15 protein-coding genes are annotated in these 16,397 nt (G+C 62.9%); 8 read left to right on the top strand and 7 right to left on the bottom strand.

What is annotated here, in order from left to right; all coding sequences use genetic code 11:
- Nucleotides 1-269, top strand: a 269-nt coding sequence (locus BMY36_RS14320; protein ID WP_139194067.1) for a transposase domain-containing protein, incomplete at its 5' end; no start/stop codon positions are given.
- 44 nt (nucleotides 270-313) lie between these two features.
- On the opposite strand, the gene BMY36_RS14325 is transcribed toward BMY36_RS14320, so the two are convergent.
- From BMY36_RS14325 to BMY36_RS14335, 4 genes are read right to left on the bottom strand one after another with little or no spacing between them, the layout of a single operon-like run.
- A complete protein-coding gene (locus BMY36_RS14325) occupies nucleotides 314-1,456 on the bottom strand; it encodes an OpgC family protein (protein ID WP_050519889.1) in 1,143 nt (380 codons plus the stop codon).
- Nucleotides 1,449-3,206 (bottom strand): glucans biosynthesis glucosyltransferase MdoH, encoded by a 1,758-nt coding sequence (gene mdoH, locus BMY36_RS14330; RefSeq protein WP_082224856.1) that lies wholly within the window; start codon nucleotides 3,204-3,206, stop codon nucleotides 1,449-1,451. Before mdoH ends, BMY36_RS14325 begins: the two co-directional genes overlap by 8 nt.
- 12 nt (nucleotides 3,207-3,218) lie before the next feature.
- The gene (locus BMY36_RS19995; RefSeq protein ID WP_156215189.1) at nucleotides 3,219-3,371 is read right to left on the bottom strand and encodes a hypothetical protein; all 153 of its coding nucleotides are present in this window, start codon (nucleotides 3,369-3,371) and stop codon (nucleotides 3,219-3,221) included.
- Complete coding sequence (locus BMY36_RS14335) at nucleotides 3,368-4,960, bottom strand: OpgD/OpgG family glucan biosynthesis protein (RefSeq protein ID WP_050519891.1); 1,593 nt, start codon at nucleotides 4,958-4,960, stop codon at nucleotides 3,368-3,370. Before BMY36_RS14335 ends, BMY36_RS19995 begins: the two co-directional genes overlap by 4 nt.
- A gap of 248 nt (nucleotides 4,961-5,208) precedes the next feature.
- Between BMY36_RS14335 and BMY36_RS20815 the strand changes: the two genes are divergently transcribed.
- From BMY36_RS20815 to BMY36_RS14365, 7 genes are all read left to right on the top strand, one after another.
- The gene (locus tag BMY36_RS20815) at nucleotides 5,209-5,331 is read left to right on the top strand and encodes a hypothetical protein (protein ID WP_272867515.1); all 123 of its coding nucleotides are present in this window, start codon (nucleotides 5,209-5,211) and stop codon (nucleotides 5,329-5,331) included.
- A gap of 198 nt (nucleotides 5,332-5,529) precedes the next feature.
- Complete coding sequence (locus BMY36_RS14340) at nucleotides 5,530-6,531, top strand: TAXI family TRAP transporter solute-binding subunit (RefSeq protein ID WP_050519917.1); 1,002 nt, start codon at nucleotides 5,530-5,532, stop codon at nucleotides 6,529-6,531.
- 82 nt (nucleotides 6,532-6,613) lie between these two features.
- Complete coding sequence (locus BMY36_RS14345) at nucleotides 6,614-8,644, top strand: TRAP transporter permease (RefSeq protein ID WP_050519892.1); 2,031 nt, start codon at nucleotides 6,614-6,616, stop codon at nucleotides 8,642-8,644.
- A gap of 64 nt (nucleotides 8,645-8,708) precedes the next feature.
- Nucleotides 8,709-9,356, top strand: coding sequence for an ABC transporter ATP-binding protein (locus BMY36_RS14350; protein WP_050519893.1), 648 nt, complete (start codon nucleotides 8,709-8,711; stop codon nucleotides 9,354-9,356).
- Complete coding sequence (locus tag BMY36_RS14355; RefSeq protein ID WP_050519894.1) at nucleotides 9,353-11,743, top strand: FtsX-like permease family protein; 2,391 nt, start codon at nucleotides 9,353-9,355, stop codon at nucleotides 11,741-11,743. Before BMY36_RS14350 ends, BMY36_RS14355 begins: the two co-directional genes overlap by 4 nt.
- Entirely contained in the window at nucleotides 11,733-12,782 is a 1,050-nt protein-coding gene (locus tag BMY36_RS14360; RefSeq protein WP_050519895.1) for a lipocalin-like domain-containing protein, read from the top strand. Before BMY36_RS14355 ends, BMY36_RS14360 begins: the two co-directional genes overlap by 11 nt.
- Complete coding sequence (locus BMY36_RS14365) at nucleotides 12,772-13,341, top strand: pyridoxamine 5'-phosphate oxidase family protein (RefSeq protein ID WP_050519896.1); 570 nt, start codon at nucleotides 12,772-12,774, stop codon at nucleotides 13,339-13,341. The genes BMY36_RS14360 and BMY36_RS14365 overlap by 11 nt, the downstream gene beginning before the upstream one ends.
- 19 nt (nucleotides 13,342-13,360) lie before the next feature.
- On the opposite strand, the gene BMY36_RS14370 is transcribed toward BMY36_RS14365, so the two are convergent.
- The 3 genes from BMY36_RS14370 to BMY36_RS14380 are packed head-to-tail and all read right to left on the bottom strand — an operon-like array spanning nucleotide 13,361 to nucleotide 16,394.
- Nucleotides 13,361-14,611, bottom strand: a complete 1,251-nt coding sequence (locus tag BMY36_RS14370) for a vWA domain-containing protein (RefSeq protein WP_050519897.1) — start codon at nucleotides 14,609-14,611, stop codon at nucleotides 13,361-13,363.
- Complete coding sequence (locus tag BMY36_RS14375; RefSeq protein WP_050519898.1) at nucleotides 14,608-15,708, bottom strand: AAA family ATPase; 1,101 nt, start codon at nucleotides 15,706-15,708, stop codon at nucleotides 14,608-14,610. The genes BMY36_RS14370 and BMY36_RS14375 overlap by 4 nt, the downstream gene beginning before the upstream one ends.
- Nucleotides 15,705-16,394: a hypothetical protein gene (locus BMY36_RS14380; protein WP_050519899.1), complete on the bottom strand. Its 690-nt coding sequence runs from the start codon at nucleotides 16,392-16,394 to the stop codon at nucleotides 15,705-15,707. The genes BMY36_RS14375 and BMY36_RS14380 overlap by 4 nt, the downstream gene beginning before the upstream one ends.
- Between the last annotated feature and the right edge of the window lie 3 nt (nucleotides 16,395-16,397).

Below are 16,397 nucleotides of genomic sequence, written 5' to 3' on the forward strand. Positions count from 1 at the left end.
GGGCATATCTCGACGACGGCAAGCTGGAGCTGGACAACAATATATGTGAGCGCTCAATCAGACCGGTGACCCTCGGGCGCAAGAATTATCTGTTCATGGGGTCAAAGGGCGGTGGTGACGCTGCCGCCATTGCATACACGCTTATCGAAACCTGCCGCATGAACAAGGTCGATCCTGAAGCGTGGCTTCGTTGGGTTCTGGCCCGCATCGCTGATCACAAAATGAACCGCCTTGATGACCTCATGCCATGGAACTGGCCGGCTCAATAAGTCAACGCCAGTCACACCGGACGGATACGTTTGAAGTAAGCTTGCTAAACTGCCGCCGCCAAACCCAGCTTTGGGCTGCGTTGGCGGTCGCGCAGGTGGGCGACCAGGAAGAGGATGCAAAACCCGGTGGCGATCAGGGCGGTGTCGAGGGCTGCGGAGGAGGGCGTGAGTGCTTTGATCAATTGGGCGGCGTAGGCGAGGACGGAGCTGGTTGCGAACACGGGCAGGGAATGGCGCCCGAGGAGGGTGATGGGGGCCACGCGCGGCGCTGCTGCGATGGTTTTGACGATCGGCAGCGCGCTGAGGACATAGGCCAAGGCGAGGATGTGCAAAAGGCGCGGGAAGAACACAAAGCTTTTGTCAAATGAGGTGAACACATGCGGCACATAGGCGTATTCGTGCAGCATCCACAGCCCGTGACCGCCCCATGCGCCGATAACGGGCACTTGGTTCCACAGCGCCGCGACGACCAAAAAAGCGATGGCAAGACGCAGCGCGTTTGTGTTGATGGGCAGCACGCGGCGGCCTTGGCGCAAGGCTAGGCCCGTTAGGATACCCGCGACGAACAGCACTTGCCACGCCATTGGGTTAAAAGACCAGCCGTTGTCGGTGGGCCATGTGGGCATTTTATATTTCAGCATGCCAACGGCGAACCACAGCGCAAGCGAGGCCAGCATCGTGGCCTTTGGCGCGCGGGCGCAGGCGAACAGCAGCGCGGGGGCAGCGATCATCAGCAGCACATAAAGCGGCAAAATATCGGCATAGGCGAAATGGTGGCCAAGCGTGAGCAGGGGCAGCAACAGGGCAACGGGGTCATCCACCGCAAGGATGATGTTGCGGCGGTAGGCCATATCCGCGATGCCGGGCAGGTGGTTTGCGGCGATGAACATTGCAAGGATGCAGCCGATCACCACGCAATGCACCCACCAAATGGTAAAGGCACGCCGCCACGGGCGCAGGGCGGCAGCGAGGCTGGGCGTGCCGCGCAAGAACGCAGGGCCATAGGCGAGGCCCGCGGCAATGCCAGACATCAAAACGAACCCTTCGGCGGCATCGGAAAAGCCGAAATTGCGCGAGGTGAAATTTTCCCACAGCGTGCCGGGGATATGGTTGATGAAAATCATCATCAAGGCCAGACCGCGCAACAGGTCGATGCGGTGGTCGCGGGTGTGGGGGGGATTAGGCACGTTTCGCCTTTGCAATTGGGGTGGTCCATGCGGCAAGGATGGCTGCGTGGCGCGCGAGGATGGGGGGGGGCGTGCTGTCTTGGGGAACGCTGAAACGCGTGGCGGCGGCGGGGCGCGCGGTCCACCAGATCAGCAGCGGGGCAAGGATCATGGGCAAGGCCACGGGCATCAACCACAAGGTTAGCACGGGGGCGAGTGTTTGGGTGACGGCAATGCCGCCAGCCCCCCACAGCATAATCCAGCGGCCAGCGACCCAAGCGGTTTGCGCGGACAGCCCCCCATCGCCACGGTTGTTGGTGGGCCAGCCACCATCGCGGCCCAGCAGCACTTGGATCACCGAGCGGCTTTGGAATGCGAGGAGGATGGGCGCGATGAGGGAGGTGAGTGCGAGTTCGGCCAGCACGGCGCGCAGGGTTTTGCCCGCGCCCCCAAAGCCGCGCGCGCGCCCTGTCCGGATGGCATCAAGGGCCACAAGCAGTTTGGGCATGACCAAAAGCCCGAACACCCCCAGCGCCAGCCCGATGGCCTTGGACGTTTGGTCGTTTGGAAAAACGGGAAAGGGCCAGTTGGCTTGGGGGAAATAATTCAATTCATCGGCCAAGGGGATTGCGGCGATGGAGGCGGCGATGAAGGCCAGCCAGATCAAGGGGGCGGCATAGGCAAAGATGCCTTGGAACAGGGAAAACCGGTTCCATGCCAGCAGGCCCGGTGCGCGAATGACCTTTGTGTGTTGCAAGTTGCCTTGGCACCAGCGGCGGTCGCGTTTGGCGTGGTCGATGATGTTTTCGGGGCCGCCTTCGTAGGAGCCTTGAAGATCATCATCAAGGCGCACGGTCCAGCCCGCACGGGCCAGCAGCGCCGCCTCCACCGAATCGTGGCTAAGGATGTGGCCGCCGAAAGGGGGCGGGCCAGACAGGACGGGCAGGCCGCAGCTTTCGGCCCAAGCGCGCATCCGCACGATGGCATTATGGCCCCAGAACGGGCCAGAGCGGCCTTGCATCGCGGCCACTCCCCGCGCGAAAGCGGGGGAGTGGAACACGGCGGAGAACTGCATGGCGCGGCCAAACAGCGTTTGCGCGCCCACCGTTTTGGGCAGGGTTTGCAGCAGGCCAAGGCTGGGGTCGCCTTCCATCCGGCGGATCATTTCCAGCACTGTCGCGCCTTCCATCAGGCTGTCGGCGTCCAAGATTACGGCATAATCCCATGCAGCACCCGAGGTGGTGATGAAATCTTCGATATTGCCCGCTTTGCGGCCTGTGTTATCGGTGCGGCGGCGGTAAAACATGCGGCCTGCGCCCGCTTGCTGCGCGGTCAGATGGGCGAACCATTGGCGTTCATCGGCGGCGATCGCATCATCGCGGGTGTCGGACAGCACGGCGAAATCAATGGTAAACTGGGGGCCGCAAGCGTGCAGCGAGGCATCCATCGCGGCGATGCGGGCAAAGGTATCGCGCGGATCCTCATTATACACGGGGACGATGATAACGGTGGTGCCGCGGATGGGGTTGGTGTTGGTGGGGGGCGCGGGCAGGTGCGCGGTTAGGCCCAAAAGTGCCGTGGCGGCCCCCCATGCCAGCCACCAAGTGGATAGCGAAATAAGGCCCGCGCGCACCGCATCAATCCACGACAGACCATCGGCCGCGCCATAAACCAAAAACACCAAACCCGCCGCAAAGGCCGCAAGAACGCTGGCGGCGCAGGCCAATGCACGCGCGCCGTTGGGGCGGGGGTGGAGGGCGTGGGGTGGCACCCGGGCCACAGCTTAGCCGATGCGCCGAAAGCTGAGCATAAGCAGGGCTGCGCGTGCCAACAGGGTGGGCGCGCCTGCATCCGGTGTCAGGGTTTGTTTGGGCATCGCAAGCGGGGCGATGGGGGGGGCCAAAAGGTCGGGCGCGATTGCCAGTTGGTTGGTCATGCGGTCACCCATTGATAAATCCAATTTTCAGTCAGTTTGCGACCATAACCCGCCACATGGGCGCGCAGTTCCACAGTTTCACCTGCGTCAGGCATCACATCCAGCACCATGCGCCAGATATTTTCGCTGTCGATTTTAGACAGGGTTTTGACGATGATTTCCCCGCCCGAGACAGAGGCCACCGCGTCAAGCATCGCATCACCGGGCAAAGCGGCCAGCATACCGCCCGCAAAATCCACCACGAATTTGCGCGCGTCATTGCTGTTTTCAGAGCCAGACACGCCCGCCACGCCCGCGCGGGTTTCCATCACATAGGCCAGATCGGCGGTTGGATCGGCGGGCAGCGCGCCCCATGTCAGGCGGTAAGCGTATTCGACCAATGCGCCGGGGGTGGGGGCGGCATCGGGCACCCAAAAGGCGACGATATTGTCGTTGATTTCTTGGCGCGTCGGGATTTCGACAAGGCGCACGGCACCGCCCCCCCAATCGCCCAGCGGCTCGACCAACAGCGAGGGCCTGCGTTCGTAATGCGACACCGCATCTTGGTAATTGGCGAAATCGCGGTCGCGCTGCATCAGGCCAAAGGCGGTTGGGTTCTCCTCGACCAGCCAGCTTTCGGACAGGCGGGAGGGGTTGTTGAGGGGGCGCCAGATGTGGTCGCCATCGCGGCGGTGAATGATCAGCCCGTCGCTGTCATGCACATTGGGGCGGAAATCATCAAATTCGGCGCGGTTTTTTTCGGAAAACAGGAACATCGAGGTGAGGGGGGCGATGCCGATCTGTTTCACGGTGGTGCGGAAAAACAGGCGGGCGGTCACGTCCATCACGGTGTTGGCGCCGGGGCGGATGACAAAGCGGTAGGCCCCGGTGCAGCTGTCGCTGTCAAGCGCTGCATAGACGGTGATATCGCGCGCAAACGGCACGGGGGTTTCGATCCAAAAGCGCGAAAATCGCGGGAATTCTTCGGGCTGGCCCAGCCCTGTGTTGATCGCAAGGCCGCGGGCCGACAGGCCGTAGCCCGTGCCACGCCCGACTGCGCGAAAATAGCTGGCCCCAAGGAAAGCCACGACTTCATCAAAGACATCAGCGCGGTTGAGGGGGGCATTGAGGCGGAACCCCGCGATGCCGGGCAAGGGTTCATGCGCAGGCACGCGGTCCTTGACCAGATCGAAATAGAAGAAATCATCGGTGGTGAAGGTGATGGGCGTGGCGGTGCCTGCGCCCACTTGGTACATCAACACGGGTTCGGCGAACAGCCAGCCAAGGTGGAAAGCGTGCAGGTGAAAGCCCGCATCGGGACCGGCAAAGCGCGATTGTGCGGGGTTAAATTGCACGGCTTGGTAATCATCATAGGTGAAGCTGGTAAAAAACCCTTCGGCCTTTGGGGGCGTTTGGGCGGGGGTGGTGGCGCGGGTGCGGGCGTTGGCGGTCAGCCAATCGAAATCAAACGGGGTGGACAGATCGGGGACAGGTGCGGTTTGCGCCATGGTTAGGCTGGTGCTGCAGTGCAGAACGGCCATGCCACCAAGGCCCGCCAAAAGGGCGCGGCGCGACAGGGTGGCGTGGGGGGAACCCAAAGGGATCGGCATAGAGACCTCGAAACTTCGATCATGGGAAAAACGTAATAGATTTCGCAGATTGCCGCGCGCAATGCCAGATCATGTGCGATGCAAAACTTGCATTGCTGCCATGCAAAATGCGCAAAATACGGGGGGTCTTGCTGCGCAGATCTGGGCCTTGCTGCGCGGCAGCATCGGTTTGAGCCTAGATGCGCCGCAAGGGGGGGGCGCGTCAACCGCCAAGTGTTGAAAAACGCCGCGATATTGGTGGCTTAGGCATGATTTCGCCGCTGGTGCGTGGGACGTTCGGCGAAAACGGGCAGTTTGCGGGGGTGGGGTGTGGCCTGACGTTGCGGCAGGTAAAGGCGTGTGGGCGGCTGGTATGGAAGTTTGACGATTAATAACCCGCTTTGCCCCCCGCGCGCCTTTACAGCGGGCCGTGAAAAAAGCATCCTGTTTGAACAGCGAACCAAAGCTGCAGAATATTTGCCTTTATCCAAGGGTTAGGACCAAAGGGCCGGATGGCCAAGGTCAAGGTCAAGGTCAAAGGGCCGGGGCCGATGGTCTTGGGGCGGGGCGAAAGCAAAAGGGAGACGATTATGACATTTTTCAAGACGGCTGCGTTGACAGCCGCCATGACACTGGGGCTGGCGGGCGCGTCGGTCGCACAAGAGCTGAACTTTTTCACCATCGGCACGGGCGGCACGGCTGCGACCTATTACCCGGTGGGCGGCGTGATTGCGAACGCCATTTCCAACCCGCCCGGGTCGCGCGGGTGTGATGAGGGTGGCAGCTGTGGCGTGCCGGGGCTGATCGCATCGGCGGTATCGTCGCGCGGGTCGGTGGACAACGTGAACGCCATCAGTTCGGGGTTGCGCAATTCCGGGTTTGCCCAGTCGGATGTGGCCTATTGGGCCTATACCGGCACTGGCACGATGGAAGGCCAGCCGCCAGCCGAAAAGCTGCGCGCGATTGCGGCGCTGTTCCCCGAGCATATCCACTTGGTCGTTATGGCCGACAGCGGTATCAATTCGGTCGCCGATTTGACGGGCAAGCGGGTGTCGTTGGATGAGCCAGGGTCGGGCACCTATGTTGACGCGCTGTTGATCTTGGAGGCTTATGGCCTGTCGACCGACAAAGTGACGGCAGAGGCGTTGAAGCCGGACGCGGCGGGCGATGCGCTGCGCAACGGGCAGATTGATGCGTTCTTTTTCGTCGGTGGGTTCCCCACGGGCGCAATTGTGGAACTGGCATCGTCGGTCGCGATCAAGCTGGTGCCGATTGACGGTGAAGGGGCTGCTGGTTTGACCGAAAAATTCGGCTTTTTCAGTGCATCCGACATCCCAGACGGTGCCTATGAAAACGTCCCCGCCACAACAACTGTGGCCGTGGGCGCGCAGTGGATCACATCGTCGGATGAAAGCGATGATTTGATTTATGAAATCACCAAGGCGCTGTGGAACGACAAAACCCGCGTTTTGCTGGATGTGGGCCACGCAAAAGGTGCGTCGATCACAGCGGCGACCGCGCTGGACGGCATCGGGATTCCGTTGCACGCCGGGGCGGAGCGGTTTTACCGTGAAGCGGGTTTGCTGAAGTAATGTGACGTGAGTGACGGCAGGCGGCCTTTATTGGGCCGCCTGTTTTTTATCGAACGAATAGCGGCCAAGAAGGATTATCGCGATGAGTGCCTCAGAATTGACAGCCGCCGAACTGGCCGAAATTGAACGCAAATATGACCCGGAAACCGCGTTTCGCGCCACGGGACGGTATTTGGGCTGGGGGGTGAGTGCAGCGTTGGTTGTGATGTCGGTGTATCATTTCTATGCATCAGGCTTTGCGTTGATTCCGGAATTGACGCACCGGGGGATCCATATTTCCTTTGTGTTGGGTTTGGTGTTTGTGCTGTTTGGCTGGCGCAACACGCCGACGACCGACGTTGCGCCTGCGGTGTGGTGGCGCATCCAAGGCGTGCCGTATTTGGACCTGCTGTGGGCCGTTTTGGCCGTGGGGGCGGCGATGTATTTGCCGCTGTTGCCGCCCGAGGTGGTTGCGCAGCGCGTGGGCAACCCAAACCAAACCGATATTTTCATGGGCACAGCGCTGTTGTTGTTGACGCTGGAGGCGGCGCGGCGGTCGGTGGGGCCAACGCTGCCGATTATTGCGATTGTGTTCATTTTGTTCGCGCTGTTTGGCCCTTGGGCGCCGGGCGCGTTGAAGCATGGCGGCACCAGTTGGTTGGGGTTGATCAACCATTTGTACATGACCAACCAAGGGATTTACGGCATCGCCATTGGGGTTATGGCGAAATATGTGTTTTTGTTCATTCTGTTTGGCGTGTTGGCGACCCGCATCGGGTTGGGGCAATTGTTCATTGATTTGGCGATGGTGATTGCCGGGCGTTATGCGGGCGGGCCTGCCAAAGTGGCGATTTTTTCGTCGGCATTTATGGGCACGATTTCGGGGTCGTCGATTGCCAATACTGTGACCACTGGGGCGCTGACGATTCCCGCGATGAAAAAGGTGGGGTATTCGGGGCGGTTTGCGGCGGCGGTGGAGGCGACATCATCGACGGGTGGGCAAATTACGCCGCCCATCCTTGGCGCTGCGGCGTTTATTATGGTGGAATATCTGGAAATTCCGCTGCGTGATATTCTGGCGGCAGCGCTGTTCCCCGCCTTGCTGCATTATTTTGGCATTTTCATCATGGTCCATCTGGAGGCGAAACGGTTGGGCCTGCGGGGCTTGACGGCGGATGAGATGCCAAAGCTGGGGCTGGTGTTGAAGCAGCATTGGCTGTCGGTTATTCCGTTGGTCATTTTGGTCTATATGATCTTGACCGGGCGCACGCCGGATTATGCGGCGGTGTATGGCATTATCGCCTGTGTGGTGGTCGGGTTGTTGAACCCGGTCAACCGCATGACGCTGTATGACCTGTGGGATGCGCTGGCGGCGGGGGCGAAAAACACGTTGGCTGTGGGCGCTGCGGCGGCGACAGTGGGCGTTGTGGTTGGCGTGGTGACCTTGACGGGCGTTGGGTTCCGGCTGGGCTATGTCGTGGTGCAAACCGCGTCTGATATGGGGGCGGTGATTGGGCAGATTTGGCCGTTTTCATTCGCCAGCGTTGCGCAATGGTCGTTGTTTTTGTCGCTTTTGTTGATTGCGGTGGCCTGTATCATCATGGGCGCAGGCATCCCGACCACGGCGACCTATATTATCTTGGTCGCGGTGGCCGCCCCTGCCTTGGCCCAACAAGGGATTGAGCCGATTGTGGCGCATTTCTTTGTGTTTTATTACGGGGTGTTGGCGGACATTACGCCGCCCGTGGCGCTTGCGGCCTATGCCGCGGCGGGGATTGCGGGATCGAACCCGTTTGAAACGGGCAACACCGCGTTTCGTTTGGGGATTGCCAAAGCATTGGTGCCGTTTGTGTTTGTGTATTCGCCGTCGTTGTTGCTGGTGGCCGAAGGGTTCACTTGGGCCGCGTTTGGGGTCACGCTGGTCGGTGCGATGATCGGGATTGCGGGGTTGGGCGTGGCGTTTTCGGGCTATTTGCTTGCCCCGGTGAAAGTGTGGGAACGCTGGTACATCGGGTTGGTGTCGCTGCTGTTTGTGGCGCCGGGGTTGACCACGATGGCGTTGGCGGCGGTATTGCTGGCACCGATGGTGTGGGTGCAGGTGCGGCGCGCGCGCGCAGGGGCGACCTTGGCTTAATTGCGCGTTGTGCCCTGTTCACACGCGGGCTGCGGGTTAGATCGCTCCAAAAGGGATGTGCGACATGCTGCTGCGCTTGCGTGATGTGAAAAAGACCTATGGGGCGGAAACGCCTGTGCTGCGCGGCGTGTCGTTTGACATGAACGCGGGTGAAATGCTGGCGCTGACGGGCGAATCGGGGTCGGGCAAAAGCACGTTGTTGCACCTGATCGGGGGGTTGGACACGGCAGATGCGGGCGTGGTTGCGGTGCAAGGGACCGACCTGACGGGGCTGGATGACGCGGGGCGTGCAGGGTTGCGGCGCGGCACGGTTGGGGTGATTTTTCAGCAATTTAACTTGATCCCATCGCTAAACGTGGCGGCGAATATTGCATTTCAGGCGCGGTTGGCGGGGCGGTTTGACCCGATGTTTGCGGATGATTTGGCGCAGCGGTTGGGGTTGCGCGATCATTTGCACAAATACCCCGAACATTTGTCGGGTGGCCAGCAGCAGCGCGTGGCGATTGCGCGCACGCTGGCGCCGCGCCCCGCCTTGGTGCTGGCGGATGAACCGACGGGAAATCTGGATGAGGCGACGGCGGACACGGTGTTTGCGCTGCTGTGCGATTTGGTGGCGGATACCGGGGCGGGTTTGGTGCTGGTCACCCATTCCGAACGGTTGGCGGCGCGGATGGGGCGGCGGTTGCATTTGCGGGCTGGGCTGCTGACGTGAGGCGGGCGGTTTTATCGGCGTTGTTGGCGCATTGGCGGCACAACCTGCTGCAATTGTTCACTTTGCTGGCTGGATTGGCGTTGGGGACGGCGCTGTGGTCTGGGGTGCAGGCGATCAACGCGGAGGCGCGGGCGAGTTATGATGCGGCGGCGGCCACCCTTGATGAGGGGCGGCTGGCGCAGATTACGGGGCGTGAGGGCGCGGTGATTTCGCAAGCGACCTATGTCGCGCTGCGGCGGGCGGGATGGGCCGTGTCGCCCGTGATTGAGGGCGATTTGGGCGGTGTGCGGTTGGTGGGTATTGAACCGCTGACAGCGCCGCGCGGGGTTGGTCCGGTATCCGCTGTGGGTGATTTAACAGGGTTTTTGGGCGGCGTGCGCCAGATTTTTGCCCGCGCGGACACGTTGGCGCGGTTGCCTGCAATGGCTGTGCGGGCGGTTGTGTCACCAAGTATCGCGCCCAATACGGCGATCACCGATATTGGGGTGGCGCAGGGGCTGTTGGGGCGCGCGGGGCAGATTGACCGCTTGTTGGTGGCCCCGGTGCAGCCGTTGAACCGCGCGCCCTTGGCGCAGATTGCACCGGATTTGGTGTTGGTCGCCCCGCAAACGGGCAGTGATGTTGCGCGTTTGACCGATAGTTTCCATCTGAATTTAACGGCGTTCGGGCTTTTGTCATTCGCGGTGGGGTTGTTCATTGTGCATGGTGCGATTGGGCTGGCGTTTGAACAGCGGCGCGCGATGGTGCGGACTTTGCGGGCATTGGGTGCGCCGCTGCGCAGCGTAATTTGGGTGATGGTGGGCGAGTTGGTGGTGCTGGCGCTGTTGGGCGGGGCTGTGGGTGTGGCGCTGGGGTATGGCGTGGCGGCGGCGCTGTTGCCGGATGTGGCGGCGACGTTGCGCGGGCTTTATGGGGCGGATGTTTCGGGGCAATTGGCGTTGCGCCCGGTGTGGTGGCTGTCGGGGATGGCGATTGCGGTTTTGGGGACGGGGGTGGCCGGGGCGGGCGCGCTGTGGTCGCTGGCGCGGATGCCGCTGTTGGCGGCGGCGCAACCGCAGGCCGGATTGGTGGCGCGGGGTGCGCGCGGGTTGGCGGTGACGGCGGCGGTGTTGTTGGCGCTGTCGGGCGGGCTGGCGGTTTGGGGGCAAGGGTTGATCGCGGGATTTGCGATGCTGGGCGCGCTGTTGATTGGTGGCGCGCTGGCCTTTCCTCCTATGTTGGCGGTGGTTTTGGGGATTGGTGCGGCGCGGGCGCGGGGGCCTGTGGCGCAGTGGTTTTGGGCCGATACGCGGCAGCAATTGCCGGGGTTATCGCTGGCGTTGATGGCGTTGTTGCTGGCGATGGCGGCGAATGTGGGGGTGTCGACCATGGTGTCGTCGTTCCGGCTGACGTTCACCGGGTTTTTGGACCAGCGCCTTGCGTCGGAGCTGTATGTCAGCGCGGTTGATGCGGGGCAGGCGGCGCAGATTGTGGGGATGGCGGATGCGCGGGTGGCGGCGGTGTTGCCTGTGTTGGAGGTGGAGCGGGTGGTGGCGGGCGTGGCGGGGGGCGTGCCTGCGCAGATATACGGCGCGCGTGACCATGCCACCTACCGCGACAATTGGCAGTTTTTGCAAGCGGTGCCACAGGTTTGGGACGTTTTGGCGCGGGGCGGTGGTGTGTTGGTGAACGAACAGTTGTACCGCCGCGCGGGGCTGGAATTGGGGGCGATGGTGGGGGTGGCCCCTGGAGTGTCCTTGCCCGTTTTGGGGATTTACGGCGATTACGGGAACCCCGTTGGGCAGGTGATTTTGACGGAAACTGTGTTTGTCGCGCAGTTTCCGGATGTTGTGGCGCTGCGGTTTGGGCTGCGGATGGATGCGGGCGATGTGGCGGGTGTGCGGGCCAGTTTGCGCGACTTGGGCGTGGCGGGCGGCGCGATGATTGACCAAGCGGCGATCAAGGCGGTGTCGCTGGCGGTGTTTGATCGCACGTTTGTGGTGACGACCGCGCTGAACATTCTGACGCTGGCCGTGGCGGGGTTTGCGATTTTAATGAGTTTGCTGACGTTGGCCGCGATGCGATTGCCGCAACTGGCCCCGGTGTGGGCCCTGGGGTTGACGCGGCGGCGATTGGCGGCGTTGGATTTGGCGCGCACGGTGATGCTGGCGGCGGGCGTGGCGGTTTTGGCGTTGCCGTTGGGGTTGGCGCTGGCTTGGGCGTTGTTGGCGGTGGTGAACGTAGAGGCGTTTGGCTGGCGTTTGCCGATGTATCTGTTTCCGCTGGATTATCTGCGGTTGGGGGGGCTGGCGCTGATTGCGGCTGGTTTGGCGGCGCTGTGGCCTGCGTGGCGGTTGGCGCGGGTGCCGCCGGCGCAATTGTTGGGGGTGTTTCGCCATGAACGTTAAGGTTTTGGTGCTGTGCCTTATGCCGTGCCTGATGTTGTCGTTGCAGGCGGTGGCGCAAGGGTTTGCGGGATTGGGCACGGCGGCGGGCGATTTTTCCAATCCGCTGCGGGGCAGGGTATTGCAGTTTCCCGCCGATCACGGCGCGCACCCAGATTTTCGGATTGAATGGTGGTATTTGACGGCGAACATGACGGGGCCAGATGGCACGCCCTATGGGCTGCAATGGACGCTGTTTCGGTCTGCCCTTGCGCCGGAGGAGGGTGCGGGCTGGGCGTCGCCGCAACTGTGGATGGGGCATGCGGCGGTGACAACGCGGGATGCGCATTTCGTGGCGGAACGGCTGGCGCGCGGCGGGATTGGGCAAGCGGGGGTGACGGCTGCGCCGTTCAACGCGTGGATTGATGATTGGGCGATGGCGGGCCCCGATTTTGGCAATTTGCGGCTGACGGCTGCGGGGGCGGAGTTTGCGTTTGACGTGGACCTGCGCGCGCAGGGGCCGTTGGTGTTGCACGGCGATGCCGGGTATTCGGTGAAATCGGCGGCGGGGCAAGCGAGCCATTATTATTCGCAGCCGTTTTACGCGCTGTCGGGGCAGTTGACCTTGCCCAGTGGCGATGTGGCGGTGACGGGGCAGGCATGGTTGGACCGGGAATGGTCGTCGCAACCGCTGGCGCAGGACCAAACCGGGTGGGATTGGTTTTCGCTGTCGTTTGACAGTGGCGACAAGATGATGGGATTTGTGCTGCGCGGCGGGCAAGATTACACATCGGCCACTTGGATTGCGGCGGATGGGGCGGTAAGCGCGCTGCCGGATGGGGCGTTTTCGGCCGTGCCTTTGGCCCGCAGCCGGGTTGCGGGGCGCGATGTACCGACGACTTGGGGCCTGCGGTTGCCCGCGCGGGGGGTGGATGTGACCGTGACCGCGTTGAATACGCAAGCGTGGATGGCCACGTCTGTTCCCTATTGGGAAGGGCCGGTGGTGGTTTCGGGCAGTCATACGGGCGTTGGATATTTGGAGATGACAGGTTATGACGATTGATCCCCACGCTTGGGCGGCGGAACTGGACACATTGCGCGCGCAGGTTTGGGCGCGGTTGGTGCGCGGGGTGGGGGACCGTCATGCGCCCGCGCGCCACCCGACATTTGCCACAGTGACCACCGATGGTTGGCCAGACCTGCGCACGGTGGTGTTGCGCGGGGCGGACCCGGTGGCGGGGATGCTGGAGGTGCATACCGACTTGCGGTCTGCCAAAGTGGCGGCGCTGCGGGCACATCCGCGTGCGGGGGTGCATGTGTGGGATGCCAGTGCGCATTTGCAAAGCCGTTTGTCGGTGGAGGTGGCGGTGCTGACGGGACCTGAGGTGGCGGATATTTGGGCGCGCGTGCCCGACCCGTCGCGCCAAAGCTATGGCACCACGCCTGCGCCGGGGGTGCCGATTGCGGCGGCGTTGGCGTATTTGAAAACCCCTGATGCGGCGTCATTTGCGGTGTTGCGCTGCCGCGTGGTGGCGATTGATGCGGTGCATCTGGGGCCTGACCATCGGCGCGCGCGGTTTGAGGTGGGCGATGGATGGGCGGGGCAATGGTTGGCACCGTAGGGACGCGCCGTATTGGTTTTCAGTCTGGGATTTGGCCGTCTGCCACGCGCAAAACGCGGCCATAGGCGGGCGGGGGCACAGCGTTTGGCACAGCGTTTGGCACAGCCCAGATCACGGCAAAGCCGGGAGCGGGCGGCAGGGCTGCGTCGAGATCAGTGAGGATGATAGCGATGGAGGGGTGCAGTTTGGCGGCCTGTGTGAATAGGTCGGCGTAATCGGTGCCGCCGCCCGTGCGCCATGTGTTTGTTGGGATGTGACCTGTTTGCAGGTTTGCCCAGCCGGTTTGGTCCAGCCGTGTTTGGGAAAACACTGTTTCGTCAAAGGCCAGCAAATGCGCCTCTGCCCCGGTGCGGCGGGCGATGGTATGCGCCTCGGCCACCAAAAGGCGCAGGGTTTGGGGGAGGATTGAAGAGGAGGTATCAACGCCGATCACGATGCGGGGGCGGTGGTCGCTGCGTTGGCGGCCCGGTTCAAACACCGGGGTGGGGGTGTTGGTTTGGGTGGCATGGGCCATGCGCGCGACCCATGCGCCCGAAGGGCGACGCCAACTGGGGCTGGGGCGGTCGACCAGCGCGCTGTTGAGGAGGCCGCGCAGATGCACCTCCCAAGGGGTTTGATCTGGGGCGAGGTCTGCAAGGATTGCGCCGAGTTTGCCGATGCCGCTGCCAGCCTTGCGCCCCGCAGCAATCGCGCGCAGCAGTTGGTTGCGCCAATCGGCGGGGGTTTGGCCGGTGTCGTTTGCGGTGCCGCCACGATCTGCGCCAAGGTCGGGGGCATAGCCACGGGTTTTGCCCCAATCGGACAGGCGTTTGGCGCGGGTTTGGTCGGTGTGCAGGGCCATGGCGAGGCGGTCGGCGTCCCATTCCTGCAGGGCTGCAATGGGGGATTTGGCGGGGATGCCCGCAATTGCCAACAGATCATTCAGGGTCAGGGCGGGGCGGGGCAGCGCGTGGCCCGCGAGGATAAGGGTTTCGTTGATGATCGCATCCGCCGCAAGGCCGTAAAGGGTGGGGTTGAACGCATCGCCAAGCCGTTCGGCGAGGGCGGATTGGCGGGTGGAATGGCGCAAGGCCACATGCAGGATGTGATGGGCGGCAAGGCCGACTTGTTCGGGCAGGCCCAGCGTATCAAACCCTGCGCCATAGGTGATGGTGTCGCCGTCGGTGCGGGTGTGCAGCCCGTCGCGGTGGCGGCACCACAGCGACAGGATGGCAAGGGCTGGGTCCACCTCGCCCAAATGAGCCAGCGCGCGGGTGGCACGCTGCGTCATGGCAGGCCAGCGGCACGGCGGGTGGCGGCGTAATCGGCGTAGGATGCGGAGGTGGCAAACGCGTCTTGCCAGCCTTTTTCCAGTGCGTGCCCGATCAAAAGTTCAAAGCCAAAGCTGGTGAGTTCGGCGAGGGGGAGCCCTGCGTGAGTGCTGCCAAGGCTGCGCAGATCGGCGAGGATGTCGATCGCATCGGGCAGGTTTGCGCGGGTGGTGGCCCCGATAAGGCCGTAGGTGAGGGCGGTGAGGCCGTGCAGGCTGCGCGGATACATCGCTGCGCGGTCGGCGCGGGGCGCAGCCATAATCGCGCCGATTTGCACGGTGGCTGCGATATCATCGGCCAGCAGGCCAAATTCGGCGGCGGGGGTGGCCCCGATGGTGCCTGCGATCATCACTTGGCGGGTGGCGCGGTCGGGGATTGCGGTCATGATTGCGCTGACGCGGGTCCAACTGCGCGGGGTGCAAGCGATGATGTGGCCGCGGCGGATGCTGTTCTCGGTCGTGTCAAGAAGGTCGGGGCGGGTGCGGATGAAGGCGGCAACGGTGGGGTGGATGCCTGCAGTGAGCGCATAGTTTTTCAGCCAATCATCGACGTTGGATTGCACAATCATGTGGATCAGGCGGTCGCTGAGGGCAGTGCCCATGTCATAGGCGATGGCGCCATCCTCGACTTGGTTCCCGGCGGCGATGATCATCACGGAGGGGGGCAGGCGGTGGCGGCCCACGCGGCGTTCTTGCAACAACCCGTAGACGGTGGGTTGCAAGCTGGGGGCGGCGGCGGTGAGTTCATCGAGGAACAGGATCGCGGGGGTGGGGGCGTCTGGCAAATCCTCGGGGCGATACCACACTGTTTTGGCGGTGGCATGGTCGTAATAGGGCAGGCCGCGCAGGTCTTGGGGTTCGATTGTGGTGAGGCGCAGATCGAAAAATGCGGCCCCAATGCTGTTGGCAAGGGTTTGCACAATTTCGGTTTTGCCCACACCGGGGCGGCCGTGCAGCATCCATGACGCGGTAAGGCCGCCTGTGGTTTGCGCGTGCCAGCCTGCGGTCAGGACGCGCAGCGCCTCACCGGCGGAGACGGTGGTGGCGTTGACGGTCATGGCGTGGCCCCCTTTGGTTCCAGATAGGCGGCAAGGCGGGCGTGGGCGGAGACGGCGCGGGCGGGTTGGGCGATGTCGCGCATATAAAGATCGGCCTTGTGGTTGACGGCAAGCAGGTCGCGTTCGGTGAGGTCGGCATCAAACAGGCCCGCAGTCAGAATGGCGCGGTCGCGGGCGTCAAGCGGGGGCAAATGCGGGTTGGGGGTTTCGATTTGCACAGAGACAAGGGTGAGGGGGGCGACGCGGGCCAGTTCGGATTGTTCGATCACAAGGCGCAAATCCCCATCGGCCATTTGGTGATTGGCGGCGATGGCGCGCAAACACGCGCGGGCGCGAAAGGTCAGGGTGTCCAGTCTGCGCGCCGCGTCATCATCTGTCATGCTGCGCGCGCGGGCGGATTTTGACAGCCGCAGCAGCTTCAGTTCGACGAGGGCGATGAGGATGAGCATCAAGACCGGGGCCTGCATGACGGGTACGGCAAGCTTTGGCACCATGAGAGGGGCCGCGATGAAGGGCAAGAGGGTAACGAGATAGCGCAGGATTTGGATTTCCAAAACCATGCGCAACCAGACGCCAAGGCCCGCGCCGCGTGGCAGCACCAGCACGTGGCCCAGAAACTTTTTGGGCAGGCTGCTGGTGTCCAAGATGCCGGGGTTCAGCAAGGTGGCGTTGGTGACGATCAGCATAGG

The organism is Pseudorhodobacter antarcticus (assembly GCF_900110135.1).
Classification (GTDB): domain Bacteria; phylum Pseudomonadota; class Alphaproteobacteria; order Rhodobacterales; family Rhodobacteraceae; genus Pseudorhodobacter; species Pseudorhodobacter antarcticus.

Bases quoted from the DNA above. Each gene is read 5' to 3' on its own strand.
- BMY36_RS14335 (WP_050519891.1), bottom strand. From the start codon at position 4,960: ATGCCGATCCCTTTGGGTTCCCCCCACGCCACCCTGTCGCGCCGCGCC.
- BMY36_RS19995 (WP_156215189.1), bottom strand. From the start codon at position 3,371: ATGACCAACCAACTGGCAATCGCGCCCGACCTTTTGGCCCCCCCCATC.
- BMY36_RS20815 (WP_272867515.1), top strand. From the start codon at position 5,209: ATGATTTCGCCGCTGGTGCGTGGGACGTTCGGCGAAAACGGGCAGTTT.
- BMY36_RS14375 (WP_050519898.1), bottom strand. From the start codon at position 15,708: ATGACCGTCAACGCCACCACCGTCTCCGCCGGTGAGGCGCTGCGCGTC.
- BMY36_RS14360 (WP_050519895.1), top strand. From the start codon at position 11,733: ATGAACGTTAAGGTTTTGGTGCTGTGCCTTATGCCGTGCCTGATGTTG.
- BMY36_RS14350 (WP_050519893.1), top strand. From the start codon at position 8,709: ATGCTGCTGCGCTTGCGTGATGTGAAAAAGACCTATGGGGCGGAAACG.
- BMY36_RS14365 (WP_050519896.1), top strand. From the start codon at position 12,772: ATGACGATTGATCCCCACGCTTGGGCGGCGGAACTGGACACATTGCGC.
- BMY36_RS14370 (WP_050519897.1), bottom strand. From the start codon at position 14,611: ATGACGCAGCGTGCCACCCGCGCGCTGGCTCATTTGGGCGAGGTGGAC.
- BMY36_RS14340 (WP_050519917.1), top strand. From the start codon at position 5,530: ATGACATTTTTCAAGACGGCTGCGTTGACAGCCGCCATGACACTGGGG.
- BMY36_RS14380 (WP_050519899.1), bottom strand. From the start codon at position 16,394: ATGCTGATCGTCACCAACGCCACCTTGCTGAACCCCGGCATCTTGGAC.
- BMY36_RS14345 (WP_050519892.1), top strand. From the start codon at position 6,614: ATGAGTGCCTCAGAATTGACAGCCGCCGAACTGGCCGAAATTGAACGC.